Annotated in this window: 19 protein-coding genes; 18 read left to right on the top strand and 1 reads right to left on the bottom strand. The window is 29.1% G+C overall.

The window, feature by feature from the left end:
* Window positions 1-278 (top strand): transposase domain-containing protein (locus FYJ33_RS13140; RefSeq protein WP_206046696.1); only part of this gene is annotated, 278 nt, incomplete at its 5' end.
* A gap of 55 nt (window positions 279-333) precedes the next feature.
* Here the strand turns inward: FYJ33_RS13140 and FYJ33_RS13135 are convergent.
* The gene (locus FYJ33_RS13135; protein WP_154532171.1) at window positions 334-1452 is read right to left on the bottom strand and encodes a site-specific integrase; all 1119 of its coding nucleotides are present in this window, start codon (window positions 1450-1452) and stop codon (window positions 334-336) included.
* A gap of 527 nt (window positions 1453-1979) precedes the next feature.
* Here FYJ33_RS13135 and FYJ33_RS13130 point away from each other — a divergent pair.
* The 17 genes from FYJ33_RS13130 (at window position 1980) to FYJ33_RS13050 (ending at window position 17064) form a co-directional block, all read left to right on the top strand.
* Entirely contained in the window at window positions 1980-2324 is a 345-nt protein-coding gene (locus FYJ33_RS13130) for a hypothetical protein (protein WP_154532170.1), read from the top strand.
* Between the two features lie 4 nt (window positions 2325-2328).
* Window positions 2329-3402, top strand: coding sequence for a hypothetical protein (locus tag FYJ33_RS13125; protein ID WP_154532169.1), 1074 nt, complete (start codon window positions 2329-2331; stop codon window positions 3400-3402).
* A gap of 188 nt (window positions 3403-3590) precedes the next feature.
* Window positions 3591-3935, top strand: a complete 345-nt coding sequence (locus FYJ33_RS13120) for a helix-turn-helix domain-containing protein (protein ID WP_154532168.1) — start codon at window positions 3591-3593, stop codon at window positions 3933-3935.
* A gap of 183 nt (window positions 3936-4118) precedes the next feature.
* On the top strand, window positions 4119-4649 hold the full coding sequence (locus FYJ33_RS13115) for an ImmA/IrrE family metallo-endopeptidase (protein WP_154532167.1): 531 nt from the start codon (window positions 4119-4121) through the stop codon (window positions 4647-4649).
* Window positions 4640-6118, top strand: a complete 1479-nt coding sequence (locus FYJ33_RS13110; protein WP_154532166.1) for an NUDIX hydrolase — start codon at window positions 4640-4642, stop codon at window positions 6116-6118. Before FYJ33_RS13115 ends, FYJ33_RS13110 begins: the two co-directional genes overlap by 10 nt.
* A gap of 20 nt (window positions 6119-6138) precedes the next feature.
* The gene (locus FYJ33_RS13105; protein WP_154532165.1) at window positions 6139-6681 is read left to right on the top strand and encodes a hypothetical protein; all 543 of its coding nucleotides are present in this window, start codon (window positions 6139-6141) and stop codon (window positions 6679-6681) included.
* 180 nt (window positions 6682-6861) lie between these two features.
* Window positions 6862-7665, top strand: coding sequence for a hypothetical protein (locus FYJ33_RS13100; RefSeq protein WP_154532164.1), 804 nt, complete (start codon window positions 6862-6864; stop codon window positions 7663-7665).
* Between the two features lie 12 nt (window positions 7666-7677).
* Window positions 7678-8169: a hypothetical protein gene (locus tag FYJ33_RS13095; RefSeq protein WP_154532163.1), complete on the top strand. Its 492-nt coding sequence runs from the start codon at window positions 7678-7680 to the stop codon at window positions 8167-8169.
* 1240 nt (window positions 8170-9409) lie between these two features.
* Window positions 9410-10864, top strand: a complete 1455-nt coding sequence (locus FYJ33_RS13090) for a tetratricopeptide repeat-containing diguanylate cyclase (protein ID WP_154532162.1) — start codon at window positions 9410-9412, stop codon at window positions 10862-10864.
* Window positions 10865-10917: 53 nt separating this feature from the next.
* Window positions 10918-12165 carry an HlyC/CorC family transporter gene (locus FYJ33_RS13085; RefSeq protein WP_154532161.1) on the top strand — a complete coding sequence of 416 codons (1248 nt, stop codon included), beginning with the start codon at window positions 10918-10920 and terminating at the stop codon, window positions 12163-12165.
* Window positions 12166-12177: 12 nt separating this feature from the next.
* Window positions 12178-12627, top strand: coding sequence for a nucleoside deaminase (locus tag FYJ33_RS13080; protein ID WP_154532160.1), 450 nt, complete (start codon window positions 12178-12180; stop codon window positions 12625-12627).
* Window positions 12628-12702: 75 nt separating this feature from the next.
* Entirely contained in the window at window positions 12703-13197 is a 495-nt protein-coding gene (locus FYJ33_RS13075; RefSeq protein ID WP_154532159.1) for a hypothetical protein, read from the top strand.
* Window positions 13198-13579: 382 nt separating this feature from the next.
* Window positions 13580-14536, top strand: a complete 957-nt coding sequence (locus tag FYJ33_RS13070) for a CobW family GTP-binding protein (RefSeq protein WP_154532158.1) — start codon at window positions 13580-13582, stop codon at window positions 14534-14536.
* Between the two features lie 6 nt (window positions 14537-14542).
* Window positions 14543-15142, top strand: coding sequence for a GTP-binding protein (locus tag FYJ33_RS13065; protein WP_154532157.1), 600 nt, complete (start codon window positions 14543-14545; stop codon window positions 15140-15142).
* A gap of 8 nt (window positions 15143-15150) precedes the next feature.
* On the top strand, window positions 15151-16029 hold the full coding sequence (locus FYJ33_RS13060; protein WP_277644400.1) for a permease: 879 nt from the start codon (window positions 15151-15153) through the stop codon (window positions 16027-16029).
* 13 nt (window positions 16030-16042) lie between these two features.
* Entirely contained in the window at window positions 16043-16726 is a 684-nt protein-coding gene (locus FYJ33_RS13055; RefSeq protein WP_154532155.1) for a TIGR03943 family putative permease subunit, read from the top strand.
* A 161-nt stretch (window positions 16727-16887) separates the two neighbouring features.
* Complete coding sequence (locus FYJ33_RS13050; RefSeq protein WP_154532154.1) at window positions 16888-17064, top strand: hypothetical protein; 177 nt, start codon at window positions 16888-16890, stop codon at window positions 17062-17064.
* Window positions 17065-17078: the final 14 nt, after the last annotated feature.

Genomic DNA, 17078 nt, shown 5'->3' with positions numbered 1-17078 from the left:
CAATGGATAATAATGCAGCTGAAGGAAGCATTCGTAGCTTCTGCGTCGGTAAGCATAACTGGCACATCATAGATACAATTGATGGAGCTAAAGCAAGTGCAATCATCTATAGTATTGCCGAAACAGCGAAAGCAAACAATTTAAAACCATATAATTATTTTGAATATCTTCTTACTGAAATACCAAAACATATGGAAGATAAAAAACTAGAATTTTTAGATGATCTTCTACCATGGTCAGATAAACTGTCACAAGAATGTAGAAAAACTAACCGATAAAAGCTGCCATCGCTGGCAGCTTTATTTTTTTGTACAGGTACGCATTATTTACCGTTTACTGCATTGAAGGTAAAACATGACTATAAGTATCAAGAGTAATTTTTACAGAGTTATGTCCTAACCTTTCAGAGATAACTTTAATGTTTTCGCCTTTAAGCAACAATATAGTTGCATGAGTATGACGAAGGTCATGTATAGAGATTTGAGGCAACTGCATGTAATTAGTAGAATACTTTTTCTTTGAACTATGAATGTCATCTGCAGAAAGCTTGTACTTTTGCACAGCATTGGTAAAGTTCATAGATACATTTCTAGGGTTACACATTTTATTTTGCCTGTCTAAGACAACAAAGCCTTTATGATTATTACAAGGCTGACTAAGCTTATGTTCCTTAAGTACATGTATTAAACTGTTAGGAATAGAAATATCTCTATATGATGTCTTAGTCTTTAATTTATCTGTATGAATAAGAGTTTTATTCATTTTATCATTAGTTACTTGTTCACACACATGTATAATACCATTTTCAAAATCAACATTATCCCATCTTAGCCCACAAAGTTCGCCTACACGTAATCCAGTTAAGCTTATTATCATTATAGGAACATAAAGCCATGTATCTTTAATTTCTGATAAGAAATATTTAAGCTGATTATCATCCCATACAGCTACTTTTTCTGCTTCTTGAGGAACTGTTTCTATGTCTGTAGGCAGAAATGTTACTAGATTAAGTTTTTTAGCATACTTAAAACAGCCTCTTAGAACTTCAATTATTTTCTTAGCACTATTGGGCTTAGAGCCTTGCTTTATAAGATCATTGTAAAACTGCTGTACATTTGCTGTAGTTATTTTAGAAATAGGAATATGTCCTAGATAAGGAATAATGAATTTATTAATCCTAGATGAGTAAGATGCTTTTGTATTCATTGATAAAGTATTAGATTTATAATCATTGTACCAAGTATTAATAAAATCCTTTAGTAGAACTTTGCTATCTATGACATTCAATCCGTTTGCTACATCTACACTGAAAGAATTTGCATATGCAACAGCTTCTTTTTTAGTTTTAAAGCCTGATTTATAGGCTCTTTTCCTTTTACCTGTTAAAGGATCTCGTCCTAAGTCAATTGTTACTTCCCATTTATTGTTTTTTAATTTTCTATAACTTGCCATAATGTTATCTCTCCTTATTTATATAGTTTTTTCTGTAAAAAGTTTTTTCTAAGAGGGTTGTCCTCTTATATAGCAATTTAAGTTCATTGTTAACATCCTCCTTTTAAATAAAATTACTTATATTAGCCCGAAGGGCATGTATAGTTAAGACACCTGGGGCTGAAAAAATTAAGTGTTAAAAAGATAGTTTGTAATATAGTGTTCACAGGAAAATTCAATAATTTTGTTTTATTAATAGGGTTTTTCAATCTAGGAATACCTAAAATAACTTGAAACGAAGAAACGTAATATTCTTGTGAATATCATTAAATTATGAGAGTTATTAAAAAATGACTACTATAAGGAAAATAAAAATCATAAAAGAATAAGAATATTTAAGACAATTCAAAGGAATTTACAGTTTTATGTGCATATGACATGAATCATGGTAGTAATCTAAGTAAAAAAAATTTTTGATACTTAGGGTAGTAAAAAAAATAGTTTGCATAATATAACTTTAGAACACAAGAAAGGAGTAAAAAAATCTAATGGAAAATATGAATACATTAAGAAGTAATCAAATGATGGAGGGTGATACAATGAACAAATTAAGATTAACTAAGGAAAATAGAGATACTATAATAAATGTTTTGATAGATAGTGTGGTGACTCAATCGCTATCTGCTAAGCAAAAGAATGATTATTGGGATATAGTAGATCATTTAAGCATGCATGAAATGGAAGGAGTTAGGCAGTATAATTTTACTAATTACAGGTTAAACATTATTTGCAATGCATTAACAAGATATAAAAATATGTACATTCATGAAAAAGGATTATGCAATGAATGTTTACAATTACTAAGATTTGTAATAAAAAGTACTGTAAAGTAAAGATATGAAAAGATATATAGGTATTGATAAAACTAAAGTAAAGTCTTTTAGGATTGTAAAAGTTGATGAAGCCAAATTGATTTCCAATAATAATGTTATTCATAAAACAGATGATATTGCAGTGGTAGAGGTATCAAGAGTAGAATCTAATGAATACTTTGAATATAGTTATTTAAAGATAACTGATGGAAAAATATTTAATAGCTTAGTGATGGGAAACAAAATTAATAACGGCATTGCCAATCCATACAGTTTTATAGAAATACATGTTTCTGATGAATCAAATGGTAACCTAAAGCCATTGACAGTACATGAATATCATAATCTTATAGAAACGTTAAAAGAATATATTAAAGAACAATATGGGCTTTATTTAGATTTTACTGAAGCTAAATTTGAAGAAATAGAAATAAATATAACAGCAGAAATGGATAGGCAATTTGTAGAGTATGAATTTCTATTACAACAAATGGTGCACTTAGTTCCTAAGACATATAACTATTCTTCATATGTAGGTAAAAAGAGAATAGTGAAACAATTTGAGTTTTTTAACAAATCAGTTCAAGCTAAAATATATGATAAGACAAGCCAGCTTAAGGATAAGTACAAGATACATATAGATAAGCAGTATATGAGGATAGAATATAACCTGTGCAAACCTAAGAAAATTAAAGATTGTTTAGGCTCAGAATACATTTATCAGTTAAATGATAATGCTATGCATAAGTGGATAACGAATCAAATAATGAAAGATCTTATAAGGCCTATAGAAGAGCATATAAAAGGTTCAGACAAGAAATTATTGATTATGGCTAAACAAGAGAAAAAAATTGATAGCAGAAAGTGGACAAAGATCTTTTTTAACAAAGCTATGGCAAAGAAATGTATTGTTAAGACAGGAAAGTTATCCTTAGTTACTGATTTGAAACAGATAATAAATACTATATGTAAGCTTATTTCAAAGTCAAATATTAGCAGGACAATACAACGATTAAATGTGTTAGAGAATGAATATATGTTTGCAAAAGATAATTTTATGAAATTAGCAGAAATTAAATCAAAATTCACATGCTTTTAAGGAAGAATGGGTAAATGTCCCTTAGGTATTGTCATTTCAATGAATTACAGCATATTTATATAATGAAATCAATTCAAAAAATACCTAGGGGAGTTTCTTGCACTAAAAATATATACACAATAAACGCATAAACTTTTATAGAACAATAATTAACTAGATATAAAGAAATGAAAGGAAGATAACAAAAGATGAATAAAGAGAATAGAAAAGCATATTCAACAGTAGCAGAAGCAGCAGAAATCATGGGAGTTACAGCTGCATATGTAAGGGAGATACTTAATAGGGCTAAAGTAGACGATACAATAAAGCTTAAGGGAACAAAGCTAGGTAAGCAATGGCGAATAGATACACAGTCTATATATGAATACATGGGAATACAAACTAGTGATTCTGAAAAAGATGCATATATAAAGGAATTAGAAAGACAAGTAAAATATTATAATGGTCAACTTGACCATTTTAAAAATATTCTAAATATGGTTAATACCTTAATTATGACAGACTTAATTGATAATAGTAGTAAGAATATATAAATTTCTATCATATAAAGCTTAAATTAGTTACAAGTTTTAGGGTGTTAATAATACAATGTTATATTAGTATAAAAATGCAAAGAGTGTAAATAGTAAAGATATTATATATTAAAAGTAATAATTACTTTATAAAAATTACAAAGAGTATTATAATTATATTAGGTATTGTAAGAGGTGGTATTTATGCACAATAGGATTATAGAAGAATATGCTGAGCGTATTAATAATACGCTTAATTTAGAAAATGATTTTGATATTGAAAATGTTGTAATAGGACTTGACGGTACCTTGGAAGAGACTACTTTAAATAGTGGTGTTATAGCGCAGTTAACTGATTTATCTGATGAGGAAGATAAACCTAAGTTTAAAATTCAAATTTCAGATTTAATTGTGTCAGAACAAAGAAGAAGATTTTCAATAGCACATGAATTAGGGCATTTATTTATTCATTTAGATTTTTTAAATGAAGAAAAATGGGCCAATAATTGTCGTAAGTCAATAATTTATCATAGAGAAGAAATGTCAACAGGAATTGAAGAAACTGAAGCAAATACGTTTGCCGCAGCTTTCCTTATGCCAACAGATAAATTTATAAAGGTTTCTAACTGTTATTTTAATGATGATAGATATGATTTGAAAAAAATTGCACAGCAGTTTAATGTATCTAAAGAATCAGCATATTATAGAGGAGTCAATTTAGGAATATGGGTATAGCAAATAAGGCACTTAGAAAACGGCTAATTGATGCAGACATATTATTAGATAAACAATCAGTAGAAAATATTAGAAAAGAGCATGATGGAATATACATGTTCTTTTCTTTTGATTTAGAAAATTCAACTAGATTTAAAACCAAATTTAAAGATAAATGGAGTAAATTACTTTTAATATTTTATGAAAAAATTAAATTGATATTTAAATCACAAATTGAGAATGAGCAAAATAAATATAATCATGATTGTGTATTGCCAGTTAATGTTTGGAAAATAGTTGGTGATGAAATATTATTTTATAAGAAAATAGAATATCCGCAGGAGCTTTTTTATAATGTTAAAGCTATGTATTATACAATGAATGATTTTTATAATGAAATTTGTGATATGGATTCATTTAAAATACAAGAGAAAACAGTAATAAAATCTAATATTGATATAAAAGGGTCTGCATGGATTGCAAAATGTGAAGAAGATAAACAATCTAGATATAATTATATATATGGAAATGCTTTAACATCTAATCAAGATTCAAACGTACTTTTAGGGCAGCATTTAAATCAAATAGACTTTTTAGGACCCGATATAGATGAAGGGTTTAGAATTGGTAAGTATTGTAGTAAAAGAAAGGTCACAGTTAGTGCAACGTTAGCATATATATTATATTATTTATCTGAAAATTATAATACTTTTTCTGATCTAGATAAAAAAGATATAAATAGTTTATTTAGAATTGTATCTTATGAGAAATTAAAAGGAATTTGGGAAGATAGATTATATCCTATTATATTCTATACACATATATGGGATAATATAAATGAATTGTTTAATTATGATGATTACTTAAAAGATGATACTGTAATAAACTATGAAAAAATAAAAGCAAAAGGAAAGTATGGAATAAGTTATTTGCAAAAAATACTAAATGATTTAAATATTGAAGTGGATATTAAAAGATTAATAGAAGATGATATATTAAAATTAGACTATAATAAGTCTAATTCACAAAGTATGGACAAGCCAAGAAGGGCTAGTTTTGTTAATTCAGAAGTACATTGCGTGGCAATGTGTATTAATGATGATAATAAAATTTTAATGTTAAAGAGATCACCTCAACGCAATCTATTCCCTAATAAATGGGAATGCGGGTGTGCAAAAATTAATTCAAATGAAAGTTGGGCTACGTGTTTAAGAAAAGAGTATAAGAATAATTTAAACTTGGATATACAGGTTGAAGAAAATCCTATTCCTATAGCTACATATACTTTTAAGAAGAGTGGTATCGTTGTTCCAGGTATTATATTTAAAGCTCAAATAAAAGAAACAGAATCGAATAATATTTCATTTGATAAAAATAAATATTGTGACTGTAGATTTATGAATGAGGATGAAGTAGATCAATTAACAGAAGAGGATGTGGTAGAAAATTTAAAAGAAAACATAAAAAAAGTATTTAAGAAAAATAATTGATTTATATAGGGGATGGTATATTGAAAGGTGAATTAAAAGAGATATTAAAGGATGTTACGAGTTGGTTGAATTTTGCTGAAGCAAAAAATTTGGCGCTTATAACATTTGATGGTGTTTGGTTATCATTTTTTATTAAACAATTTTTTGAGTGTAAGACAGGTCCTAAAACATTAATTGTTATTTGTAGTGTAATGACAGCTTTACCAATATTAATTAGCTTAGTATCATTTCTTCCAAAATTATTTACAAAATTAACGATTGAATCCATTTTAAAGTTAACTTTAGATGATAAATCAGATAATGATAATTTGTTATTCTATAAAGATATTTTAAAGTATTCTCCAAATGAATATTATGAAGCCATTCAAAAAAGAAAATTTATTAATCATGAAGAAGAATATGATAAATTTGAGTCTGAGAAATATAGATATGAAAAAACACTAATTATACAAATAGTTACGCTTTCTGGAATTGCATATAAGAAGTATTTTTTATTTAATGTTGCCTTAATATTAACAATATTTTCAATTATTCTTGGAGCAATGGTTATGATTATTGTATAAAGCATATTTTATAGTCAGAGAATCAAATAAAGCAAGAAACTTTGTTGCATAATCGGATTTTTTTATAGGAGTAGTTATTTTGATATTTTATTATTATAAAATATATAATAGGGGCAATTAAAAGACTATAATCCACATACGGGTAAATACGTATGAAAGTAATAGATGGAGTAATAAATAATGAATTATTTATTTTGGAATGTACATAAAAATAAAAATATTAATAATATATTATGTAAGATAATAATAAATAATAATATAGATATAGTTGCATTGGCAGAATATGATGGTGATGGTACACAATTGCTTGAAATGTTGTCAGAAAAAAGTTTTTATTTATATGAAGTACCTAAAATAGCATGTAATAGAATAAGCATATTTACAAAATATAATGCAAACAAAATAAATCATTTAAAAGAAACAGATCATTATACATTGAAATTAATTCCACATGAATCATTAGGAGAACATATTATAGCTTTTGTACATTTATCTAGTAATATGTACAAAGATGATTATGATAAAATTGTAGAATTAAGTAGTTTAAGAAATGCTATAGAAAATGAAGAAAACAAATTTAATACAAGTAATTCTATTATAGTTGGTGATTTTAATATGAATCCATTTGAAAAGCCAATAGTATTAGCTAGTGCCACCCATGCTTTATCTAGTCGAAATGTTGTTGAAAAACTTAAAAGAGTTATAGATAAGCAAGAATATAAAATGTTCTACAATCCTATGTGGAATTTATTGGGGGATGAGAGTTGGCCACCAGGTACTTATTATTATTCAAATTCAAGTCAGATAGCATACTTTTGGCATATGTTTGATCAAGTGATTATTAGGCCACAATTAATAAATAATTTTGATTTTAATGAATTACATATTTTGACTAAGGTAGATAGCATAAATTTGATTAATAAAAATAAAATACCGGATAAGACAATAAGTGATCATTTGCCTATACTATTTCGTATTATTTAGGAGGTAATATTTATGGAAAATTTATGGGGAGATATTAATATTGAAAAAATTGAGACACCAAAAAGTATTTTAGATCAACAAGGTGACTTCCTGACTAAAGAAACTAAACGAAAAATATATGGATGTGTTAGTTCGATAGAAGATAATAAGCTAAAAATTGAGTACTTAGGTTATAAAAAACAGTTTAATTTTGAATTTAATTTAAGAAGTGATTATTTACCAGATTATTCATACAAATTATTATCAATACATCATAATATAGAAATATATCCTTTATTGATTAAATTGCCCAAGAGTATATTTGAGGAAATTGAATGTGATATAATTTTTAAACAAGGTTGTTTTACTGGGGATACTTACAAAAAGAATCATCCTGACATACAAATACCAAATGATTGCATAGTAATTGAAAACGTGGAAAGCTTTAAAGAAATATTAAAATTAATTTTTCGGTCAGAGAAAGTAAAAAATATTTTGACATCACTACTTAGTCTAGCAGGTTAAAAATTACTTAAAGTAGATATAATAAAGGTGACTCAAAATAACTGGGTTTCTTTTATTATATTATTTATAGGATGGTAGTATTAATTTTTAAATATAAAATAAATAGTTATATAAATGTGTAGATATTCTATTAACCGACATAATACCGACAATATATAAAAACATATAAATATATAGAACAATATATAAGTACAAGGATTATTGATATAAATGGCTGTATATAAGCATTTATAGAAACTTATTTAATATGTACAAACATACAAGAATGTAGACAAGCATTCCTACTGGGAGTACCAAACAAAAAAGAAAGACCTGGTCAAAAACCAGGTCTTTCTTTTTGCAGTTAATAACCTCGAACTTAAAATTAATGTCTCAGCAAAGATGAGTTTGCAAAAATTATATTAAAAATTAGTCGTTGAATTCTTCTCTGTTTAAACTAAGTGCGAAACTTACTAAGCTATCAAGATCATCCTTTTTGTTTTGCATAGAATACATATTTATGTATTTATATATAAGGGTATGATATTCTGGTCTGTTGTCTTTATTGAGAAGTTCAAACTATCTAATTTATCTGATAAGGATTGTAGGAAGTTCATTGCCTTATCTAAGTAATGTTTTATCTCTTTTTTATTATTAAGCTCAATATAGACATCTATTATATTACATAAAAAATAGGTAAAAAAGTATTTGCTTTTTCAAAAAAAGGGGTTATTATAAGAGTATGGATAAAAAATAATTTAATATTTTTTGCCCAGACACCTATTTCCTCTAAATATTTATTAAAAATATGTACAGCTTTGCTTGCATTATTATATCTAATGAGTACGAGATAAATAATATCTTACCATGGAAAAATATATAACTTAGCATATCCCTAAAACTCAATATATATTAAATTTGATATTAATAATTATGAATACGTACGAATTAAATGTTTATAATGAATAAATTGTATTTGTTAGTTTGAGTGATGTAAAGTAAGCAAAGCAAGCTGCTTGGTCTTAATGGCTGAGCAGTTTTTTTATTGCTCTGAAATGCGCTTTGTAAATAATAATTTACAAAAACGATAAAATTATAATTACATAATATAATTAACAGAAAATAATAATTGTTCCATATTATATATTTATTTTGTAAAAATAAATAATTAAAAATACAAATTACATGAAATGTTGTATAATAATATAAAACATTACGTATTTATAGGGATAATAATTTTTGCAATTACTGGGGTGATAGAGTGGACGTATTGCGACAGGGGATCGAAGCGTATAAAAAGTCTGAATATTATAAAGCAATAAGATATTTTGATGAAATACGCAGCAAAGGAAAATTTATTTCAAGTGAAGATTTGTATCAGGTTGAGTCTTATAGGGGAGACAGCTATTACAAGATGGCAAATTATATTGAAGCAATGAAATCATATAAGGAATGTGTCAATATAGCTGAGAAGATTAACGATAAGAAATCTATTTTTCATATGTTATATAAAATCACGTCTATATACTGTATGATAGAAGATTACGATTCTGCAAAAGAAACTGCTTTTAAGCTAAGAGGAATAGCAGATGAACTTAATGATAAATATATCCTGGGTAAGTCATATAATGCACTTGGAGCTGTATATAGCGACAGCACAGAAAATAATAAAGACAAGCTTACGGAAGCAATTAATGCTTATAGAAAAGGATTGAGATACTTAGAGGAAACTGATCATGTTTTTGAAAAAGCAATGATTAATTCAAATTTAGGAGAAGCTTACTGTAAATTAGGAATGCCTGAAACAGCTATAAAATATCTTCAGACTGCATTAAAGTTTGAAAAGAATAGCACGGATAAGGGACTTAGCGGGTACACTGAAGCTACAATGGCACTTTCATATTATAATATGAGAGATTTTGATATTGCTTTAAAATATGCCAATGAGGCAATATCAGATTTTAAGGATGCCAGCGACAGGATAAGGATTGCTGATACTTATCAGCTTTTTTCAAAGATTTATAGAAAAAATGGTGATTATGAAAAGGCGCTTGAGTACTATATGTTCTATGCAGAGCTGATGATTGAGATAAAGAATAAGGAATATATAAAGACTATTTCCAACATGAAAAAGGAGTATGACCTTTTAAAAGTTGAAAAGGATAACGAAATTTACAAGATTAAAAATGAAGAACTTGCTACAGTAAATGCCAAGCTGGTAGAAGCTTATCAGGAAGTAAACAGACTTTCACAGAAAGACTACTTAACAGGCATTTATAATAGAAGGGGAATCAAGGCTGAAATTTCAGAATTAAAGAATCAAAAAGAAAATGGTATAATATTGCTTGATATTGATTATTTTAAAAGTGTAAATGATAGTTTTGGTCACGATGCTGGTGACAACATTTTAAAAGAAGTAGTATCAAGAATAGCAGAGATAAAAGAGGAAAATTATATACTTGGAAGATGGGGTGGAGAAGAGTTTTTACTTATCCTTCCTGATAAAAATATAGATGAGACTTTTATGTTTGCAGAAAAAGTTTCGAATGTTATAAGGGGAGAGAGTTTTAAAGCTAGAAACCTTGATGTAAAAATTACAATTACAGCTGGAATTGACACCTTTGTTGATATTTCTGATTTTGCAAGGGCTGTAAAGTCAGTTGATAAGAAACTATATATAGGTAAGAATTTAGGAAGAAATAAAAATATAAAATAAGGTTGTTGCATATTATTATAGTTATGCAGAATGAAATTTAAGGAGTGGTATTTTTGGATTCAAGCTTTACGTGGCAGTTAGTTATTCTTGTTATACTTATTGCACTATCATCTTTCTTTTCAGCAGCAGAAACTGCATTGATGTCTTTAAACAAAATAAGGATAAGACATCTAGTAGATGAAAATATAAAAGGAGCAAAGCTGCTGGAGAAGTTAACTAATGACCCCAATAAGCTATTGGGTAGTATATTAATAGGAAACAACATCGTGAACATAGGTGCATCTGCACTTGCTTCATCACTAGCAATGAAGTTATTTGGTGATTCTGGAGTTGCTCTTGCAACTGGTGTAATGACAGTTCTTGTGCTTATATTTGGTGAAATTACACCAAAGACTATAGCTAAACAGAAGTCAGAACAGATATCTCTGAGAATAATAAAGATAATCAACATCGTAGTAAAAGTTCTTACTCCGCTTGTATTTGTATTTACACAGATATCTCAGGTTTTCATAAAGCTTCTTGGTGCAGAGCCTGATGTAAATGAGTCATTTATAACTCAGGAAGAACTTAAAACAATGGTTGGTGTCAGTGAAGAGGAAGGTGTACTTGAAGAAGAAGAAAAGGAAATGATATTTAACGTTTTTGAATTTGGTGATCTTCAAGTTAAGGATGTAATGATTCAGAGAGTTGACATTGTTGCAGTAAACGTTGATGTTACTTACGATGAGATACTTGATGTAATAAAACAGGAACAGTTTTCAAGAATACCTGTATATAATGAAACAATTGACGATATCGTGGGCGTATTGAATATAAAGGATTTACTATTTATCAGTGACGAGGACAAGAAGAACTTTGACATAAAGAAATTTATGAGAGATCCATTCTATACTTTTGAATTTAAAAAGGTTATGGAACTTTTCGCTGAGATGAAGAAGTCAAGAAATCACATTTCAATAGTGCTTGATGAATATGGTGGTACTGTTGGGATTGCAACTATTGAGGACCTTGTAGAGGAAGTAGTAGGAGAAATCGAAGACGAATATGATCAGGAAGAAAAGGAAATCCAGTGCATTAACGAAAAAGAGTATATGCTTGAAGGAAGTACGAGACTTCATGATATAAAAGATATAATCGGACTTGATTTAGAATCAGATGAATTTGATTCTATAGGAGGACTTATAATAGGGGAGCTTGGAAGATTCCCTGAGGAAAAAGAAGAAGTAACTTATAACAATATTAAATTTATAGTTGAAGAAGTAGATAAGAACAGGATTAAGAAAGTAAGAATGTTTATCTAAGAAGGAGACAGTATGAACTTTATGGATGAAGCTCTCATGGAAGCACAGAAAGCTTTTGATATGGGAGAAGTACCTGTAGGTGCAGTCATCGTTAAAGATAACAAAATAATAGGCAGGGGTTTCAATAAAAAAGAAATCCTTAATTCTGTAGTGGCACATGCAGAAATTATGGCAATAGAGGATGCATCGAGAAATCTTAACAACTGGCGTCTTAACGACTGCATCATGTATGTTACTTTAGAGCCATGTCCAATGTGTGCCGGGGCTATTTTACAGAGTAGAATTTCTAAGATTTATATAGGTGCGAATGAATTTAAAAGTGGTGCCTGTGGCAGTGCAATAAATCTTATGTATGATGATAATCTTAATAAATTTCTAGATGTGCATTGGGAACAGGATGACAGATGCTTTCAAATCCTTAAAGATTTTTTTAGGGAAAGAAGGCAAGCAAAAAAGAAGTAAAAGTGTAAACATGAGTTAAAGTGTGATATACTTTTTGTAAATGAGTAAAATCATGAATTTATGGGGGGAATAATAATGGAACAGCCAATCGAAATGCTTATGCAATATGATATGGGATTATATGAAAAGAAGTTTAAGGAAAATGAGCAGAGGGTTGCTAAATTTCTATACAGTTATCTTAAAGATAGGCTTAATGATAGAATAGCAGCACTTACAGTACAAAATAATCTGCTTTATGCATGGAGCTACTATTTTTCTAATATGGCAGAAGATCACACAGATTGGGCTAATGAAATCATGAAGTCAATGGTAGTACATTTTAATTACTTATTAACTCATGACTTTGAGATAGAGGTATCTGGCGGCGATAAGGATACAAAGCCTTTATATCTTGATAAAACTTTTTGTGATGTATGGTTCAGAACTGCAATTTGTGGAATGATTATGTTTGAATATGGGGATGAAGCGGTAGAAAGAGCAGATAAGTTCCTTGGAGAAAATTATTATTACAAAGACGATGAATGTAAGACTTTGAAGCTTAAAGAACTTCCAAAACCACAAGAAGTATAATAAATATAAATCATAAAAGAGACTGGATAATGATTCAGTCCTTTTTTATTATATATACATTAAGAGTAGATTAGAGAGCAGAACTAAGAGAGAAGAGAATTGGATGAAACTCCTACGGAGTTTCGAGATAAGAGGACAAATTCCTCTTAAGAACTCTTTGGATTGAAATGAAAATATCTCGCTTATCAGAGGTTTGGAGGTGAAACCTCCATTAAAATTAAGAAATCAGTGAGCGCAGCGAACAGATTCCTTCCTAAGTTCATCATTCTGCTTTCAGCTTTTATCATTTTGTTTTCTGATTCTTATTAGGAATTAAATACTCCCTTTTTGAATATATTTAGTGAATAGGAGATTTCACATCAATTATTGAGGAGGATGGAGTATGAAGAATGTAGACATAATTTCAGGTTTTTTAGGCTCAGGAAAAACTACTCTTATAAAGAAGCTTCTTAAAGAATGTCTTCAAGATGAGAATGTAGTAATAATTGAAAATGAATATGGTGAAGTCGGTATAGATGGCAGTGTACTAAGATCGGATAACATAATAATAAAGGAGATAACTTCTGGATGCATATGTTGCAGTATATCAAAGGATTTTAGAAGTGCAATAAAGGGGATTATTAGTACTTATAATCCAGATAGAATAATAATTGAGCCATCAGGTGTAGCAAAACTTTCTCAGGTAGTTAAAGAGATAAGCAGTGAGGTAGTCAATAAAAATATATCGATAAATATGAAGATTACAGTAGTAGATGCAGTTAATTTCGAGCAGTATATTGAAAACTTTGGAGAGTTTTTTGTTGATCAGATCCAATATGCAAAGACTGTACTGTTAAGTAAAACAGAGGAAATAAGCAATTCGCAGTTAATGCAGGTATTTAAAGCAGTAAGAAAGCTTAATCCTAATTGTCCAATAATATCAACACCTATAGCTAAAGTAAATGGTGATAAGATACTTAAGACTGCAGAGTTTAGAAATAAAGATTTAATGGAGGACGCAGGTATTGTAAGAAAAACTCTTAACACATCTCATGTTATAAGAAGAATGCGTAGTCATAGCTGTGCAGATGAAGTATTCGATACATGGGGAGTGGAGACTCCAAAGTGTTTTGCTAAAAGGGAAATCAAGAGCATATTAGATAAATTAAAAAGTACTGTTTACGGAAATGTAATAAGAGCAAAGGGCTTAGTTAATACAGAAGATTCGTGGGTTCAGTTTGACTATGTATCTGGTAAATATGATATAAATGATGTTGATTACGATTACACAGGGAGAATATGTGTTATTGGTACAGAGCTTAAGAAACAGGAAATAAAGAAACTGTTTTTAGGAGAGTGATTATTTATGGGTAGAAGCTGTGATATTGAAATTGTAACTGGATTTTTAGGATGGGGAAAGACATCCTTCATAGAATCTTATCTTGATATTACATCAAAGTGGGATGATAACACTATTATACTGCAGCTGGAGAATGGTAGAAATCAATACGATGATGAGAAGCTTAAGAAGAAGAACATATCAGTTAAGAGGTTTAAGTCTCTTGAACAGCTTGATGAAAAAAGACTTAACAGGATAATGAACTTTTATGAGCCTGAGAGGATAATAATAGAACTTAACTGCATGGTCAGTATAGATCATATTGTTCCAAAGCTTAAGGATTTTAATCTGGCAAGAAAAATCAAAATTGTCGACAGCATTGCTGTAGTTGATGTAATGACAGCACAGCTGTTTATGAAGAATATGTCTATTATTGTGCAGCCTAACATAATGTCAGCAGATCTGATTATCCTTAATAACTGCGGCAAGGTTTCTAAGAAGCAGAAGGATGAAGTGAGAAGCATGATTGAAAGCTTAAACAAACATGCTCATATTATTGAAAATAAGTATAAAGGTGAATATGAAGAGCTTAGAGGAAGTTCTTTAATTAGAAGTGTCTGGAGGTAGAAATTAAGGTGGAAGAGTTCTCAAAAGTTTTCACAAGTATAGTACTTGAAGCATTACCATTTATAATAATCGGAGTGTTTTTATCATCATTTATACAGATGTATATTTCAGAAGAACATATAAGGAGAATTCTTCCTAAAAATAAGCTTGCAGGAGGAATTCTTGCATCTATGGTTGGACTAGTCTTCCCTACATGTGAGTGTACATCAGTAACTATAACTAAAGGACTTATGAAAAAGGGTGTACCTGTAAATATGGCCATAACATATATGCTGGCTGCACCAATAGTAAATCCACTTGTAATACTATCAACTTATTATGCATTTAATAATAACGTAAAAATTGTAGCATTAAGGGTTGCGATTGGAATGATTGCTGCCATAGTCATTGGTTATCTTATTTTAATATTAAGCCCAAGTGATGTTTCAAATATAATGAAAGATGATAAATATGTAATTAATCCTTGTACATGTGGATGTTGTACAGGCAATCATAAGGGACTTAAGCCATTTTTGTATCATGCATCAGCAGAGTTTAATAATGTAGCTGTGTATTTTATAGTGGGAGCATTTCTTGCAGCAGCAAGTAACTTAATAATATCAAAGCAGAGTCTTATTTCAGTAAGATCACCAGTAGTTGTAAGTACAATTATCATGTTGGCTTTTGCTTATTTTGTGTCATTATGCTCAGAGGCTGATGCGTTTGTTGCTTCTACTTTCATGGCTCACTTTCCTTTATGTTCTGTAATGTCATTCCTTGTATTAGGTCCGATGATTGATATTAAAAACACACTTATGCTTATGTCATACTTTAAAAAGTCATTTGTACTTAAACTTACATTTTTGATTTTTGCAGTAGATTTTATTCTTTGTTCGTTAATAATTTGATGAGGGGATAGTTATGAGAAGATTTAATGTAAATGAACTATTATGGACATGTACTCTTGTATTTATTGACTGCATTATTATTTATGGGATAATTACAGGCAACATTTACAACATATTAAGCAGACGTCTAGTTAATTTCTCGTATGTTGCAGTTATATGTATTGCTATATTTGCTGTAGTTCAGATACCCAAGATATTTACCGTTGCAGATAGGGGTGGTGTGAAGAAAAGTAATTCTATTTTTATTCTTGCTATCAGTGTAATGGCAGTAGGCATAAGTAGTCAGGCAAAGGTTTATGGAACAAATAATATGATCAGTGTCGTAATTATGGAGGAACATCATAATCATGAAGAAGAAACTATTCCTGATGGAACTATTGATATGTCTGATGAGAAGTTTTATTGCTATTTGGAGCAGATGCAGAAGAGTCCTGATAAATATAATGGTAGAAAAGTAAAGGTATCAGGTCAGCTTAGATATCAGAATAATCAATATTTAATAACAAAGAGTGTAATGAATTGTTGTGCTGCTGATGTAAAAGTATATGGAATAATATTAAATGGTGCTGAAGAGGAAACGTTAAGCGATGGCAAAGAGTGTACAATTTATGGTGAGGTAAAGGTAATCCCTGTGAAGTTTAATAATAAAAACATCAAGCTTCCTGCAATATACGTAAAAGAAGTACAGAATAAATAACTGTGAATACAATTACACAGGTAAGACTTATTCTGTTATAATAGATAGGTACAAGTACAGGAATTAGAAAGTAATTTAGACTTTAAAATTAAGAAATCAGTTCACTGATTTCATCCTGAATTATGCATTTTAAATTATACATTATTATAGGGGGATTAGGCATGGATGATAAAACAATTAAAGCAGAAATGATTAATGCAATACTAAGTAATCCTAATACAATTACATATCCAGCAACAAACGGGGAGCTGCATGTTATGTGCAAGGACAGCCTTGTAAATATATCTTTAGATAAGTTTGTAGATCAGGTATGTAAAGCTGCTGATCTAATTAAATAAGATAAGAGATATGA

The organism is Inconstantimicrobium porci, assembly GCF_009696465.1.
GTDB classification, from domain to species: Bacteria; Bacillota; Clostridia; order Clostridiales; family Clostridiaceae; genus Inconstantimicrobium; species Inconstantimicrobium porci.
This window is presented reverse-complemented; position numbering and strand designations above follow the sequence as displayed.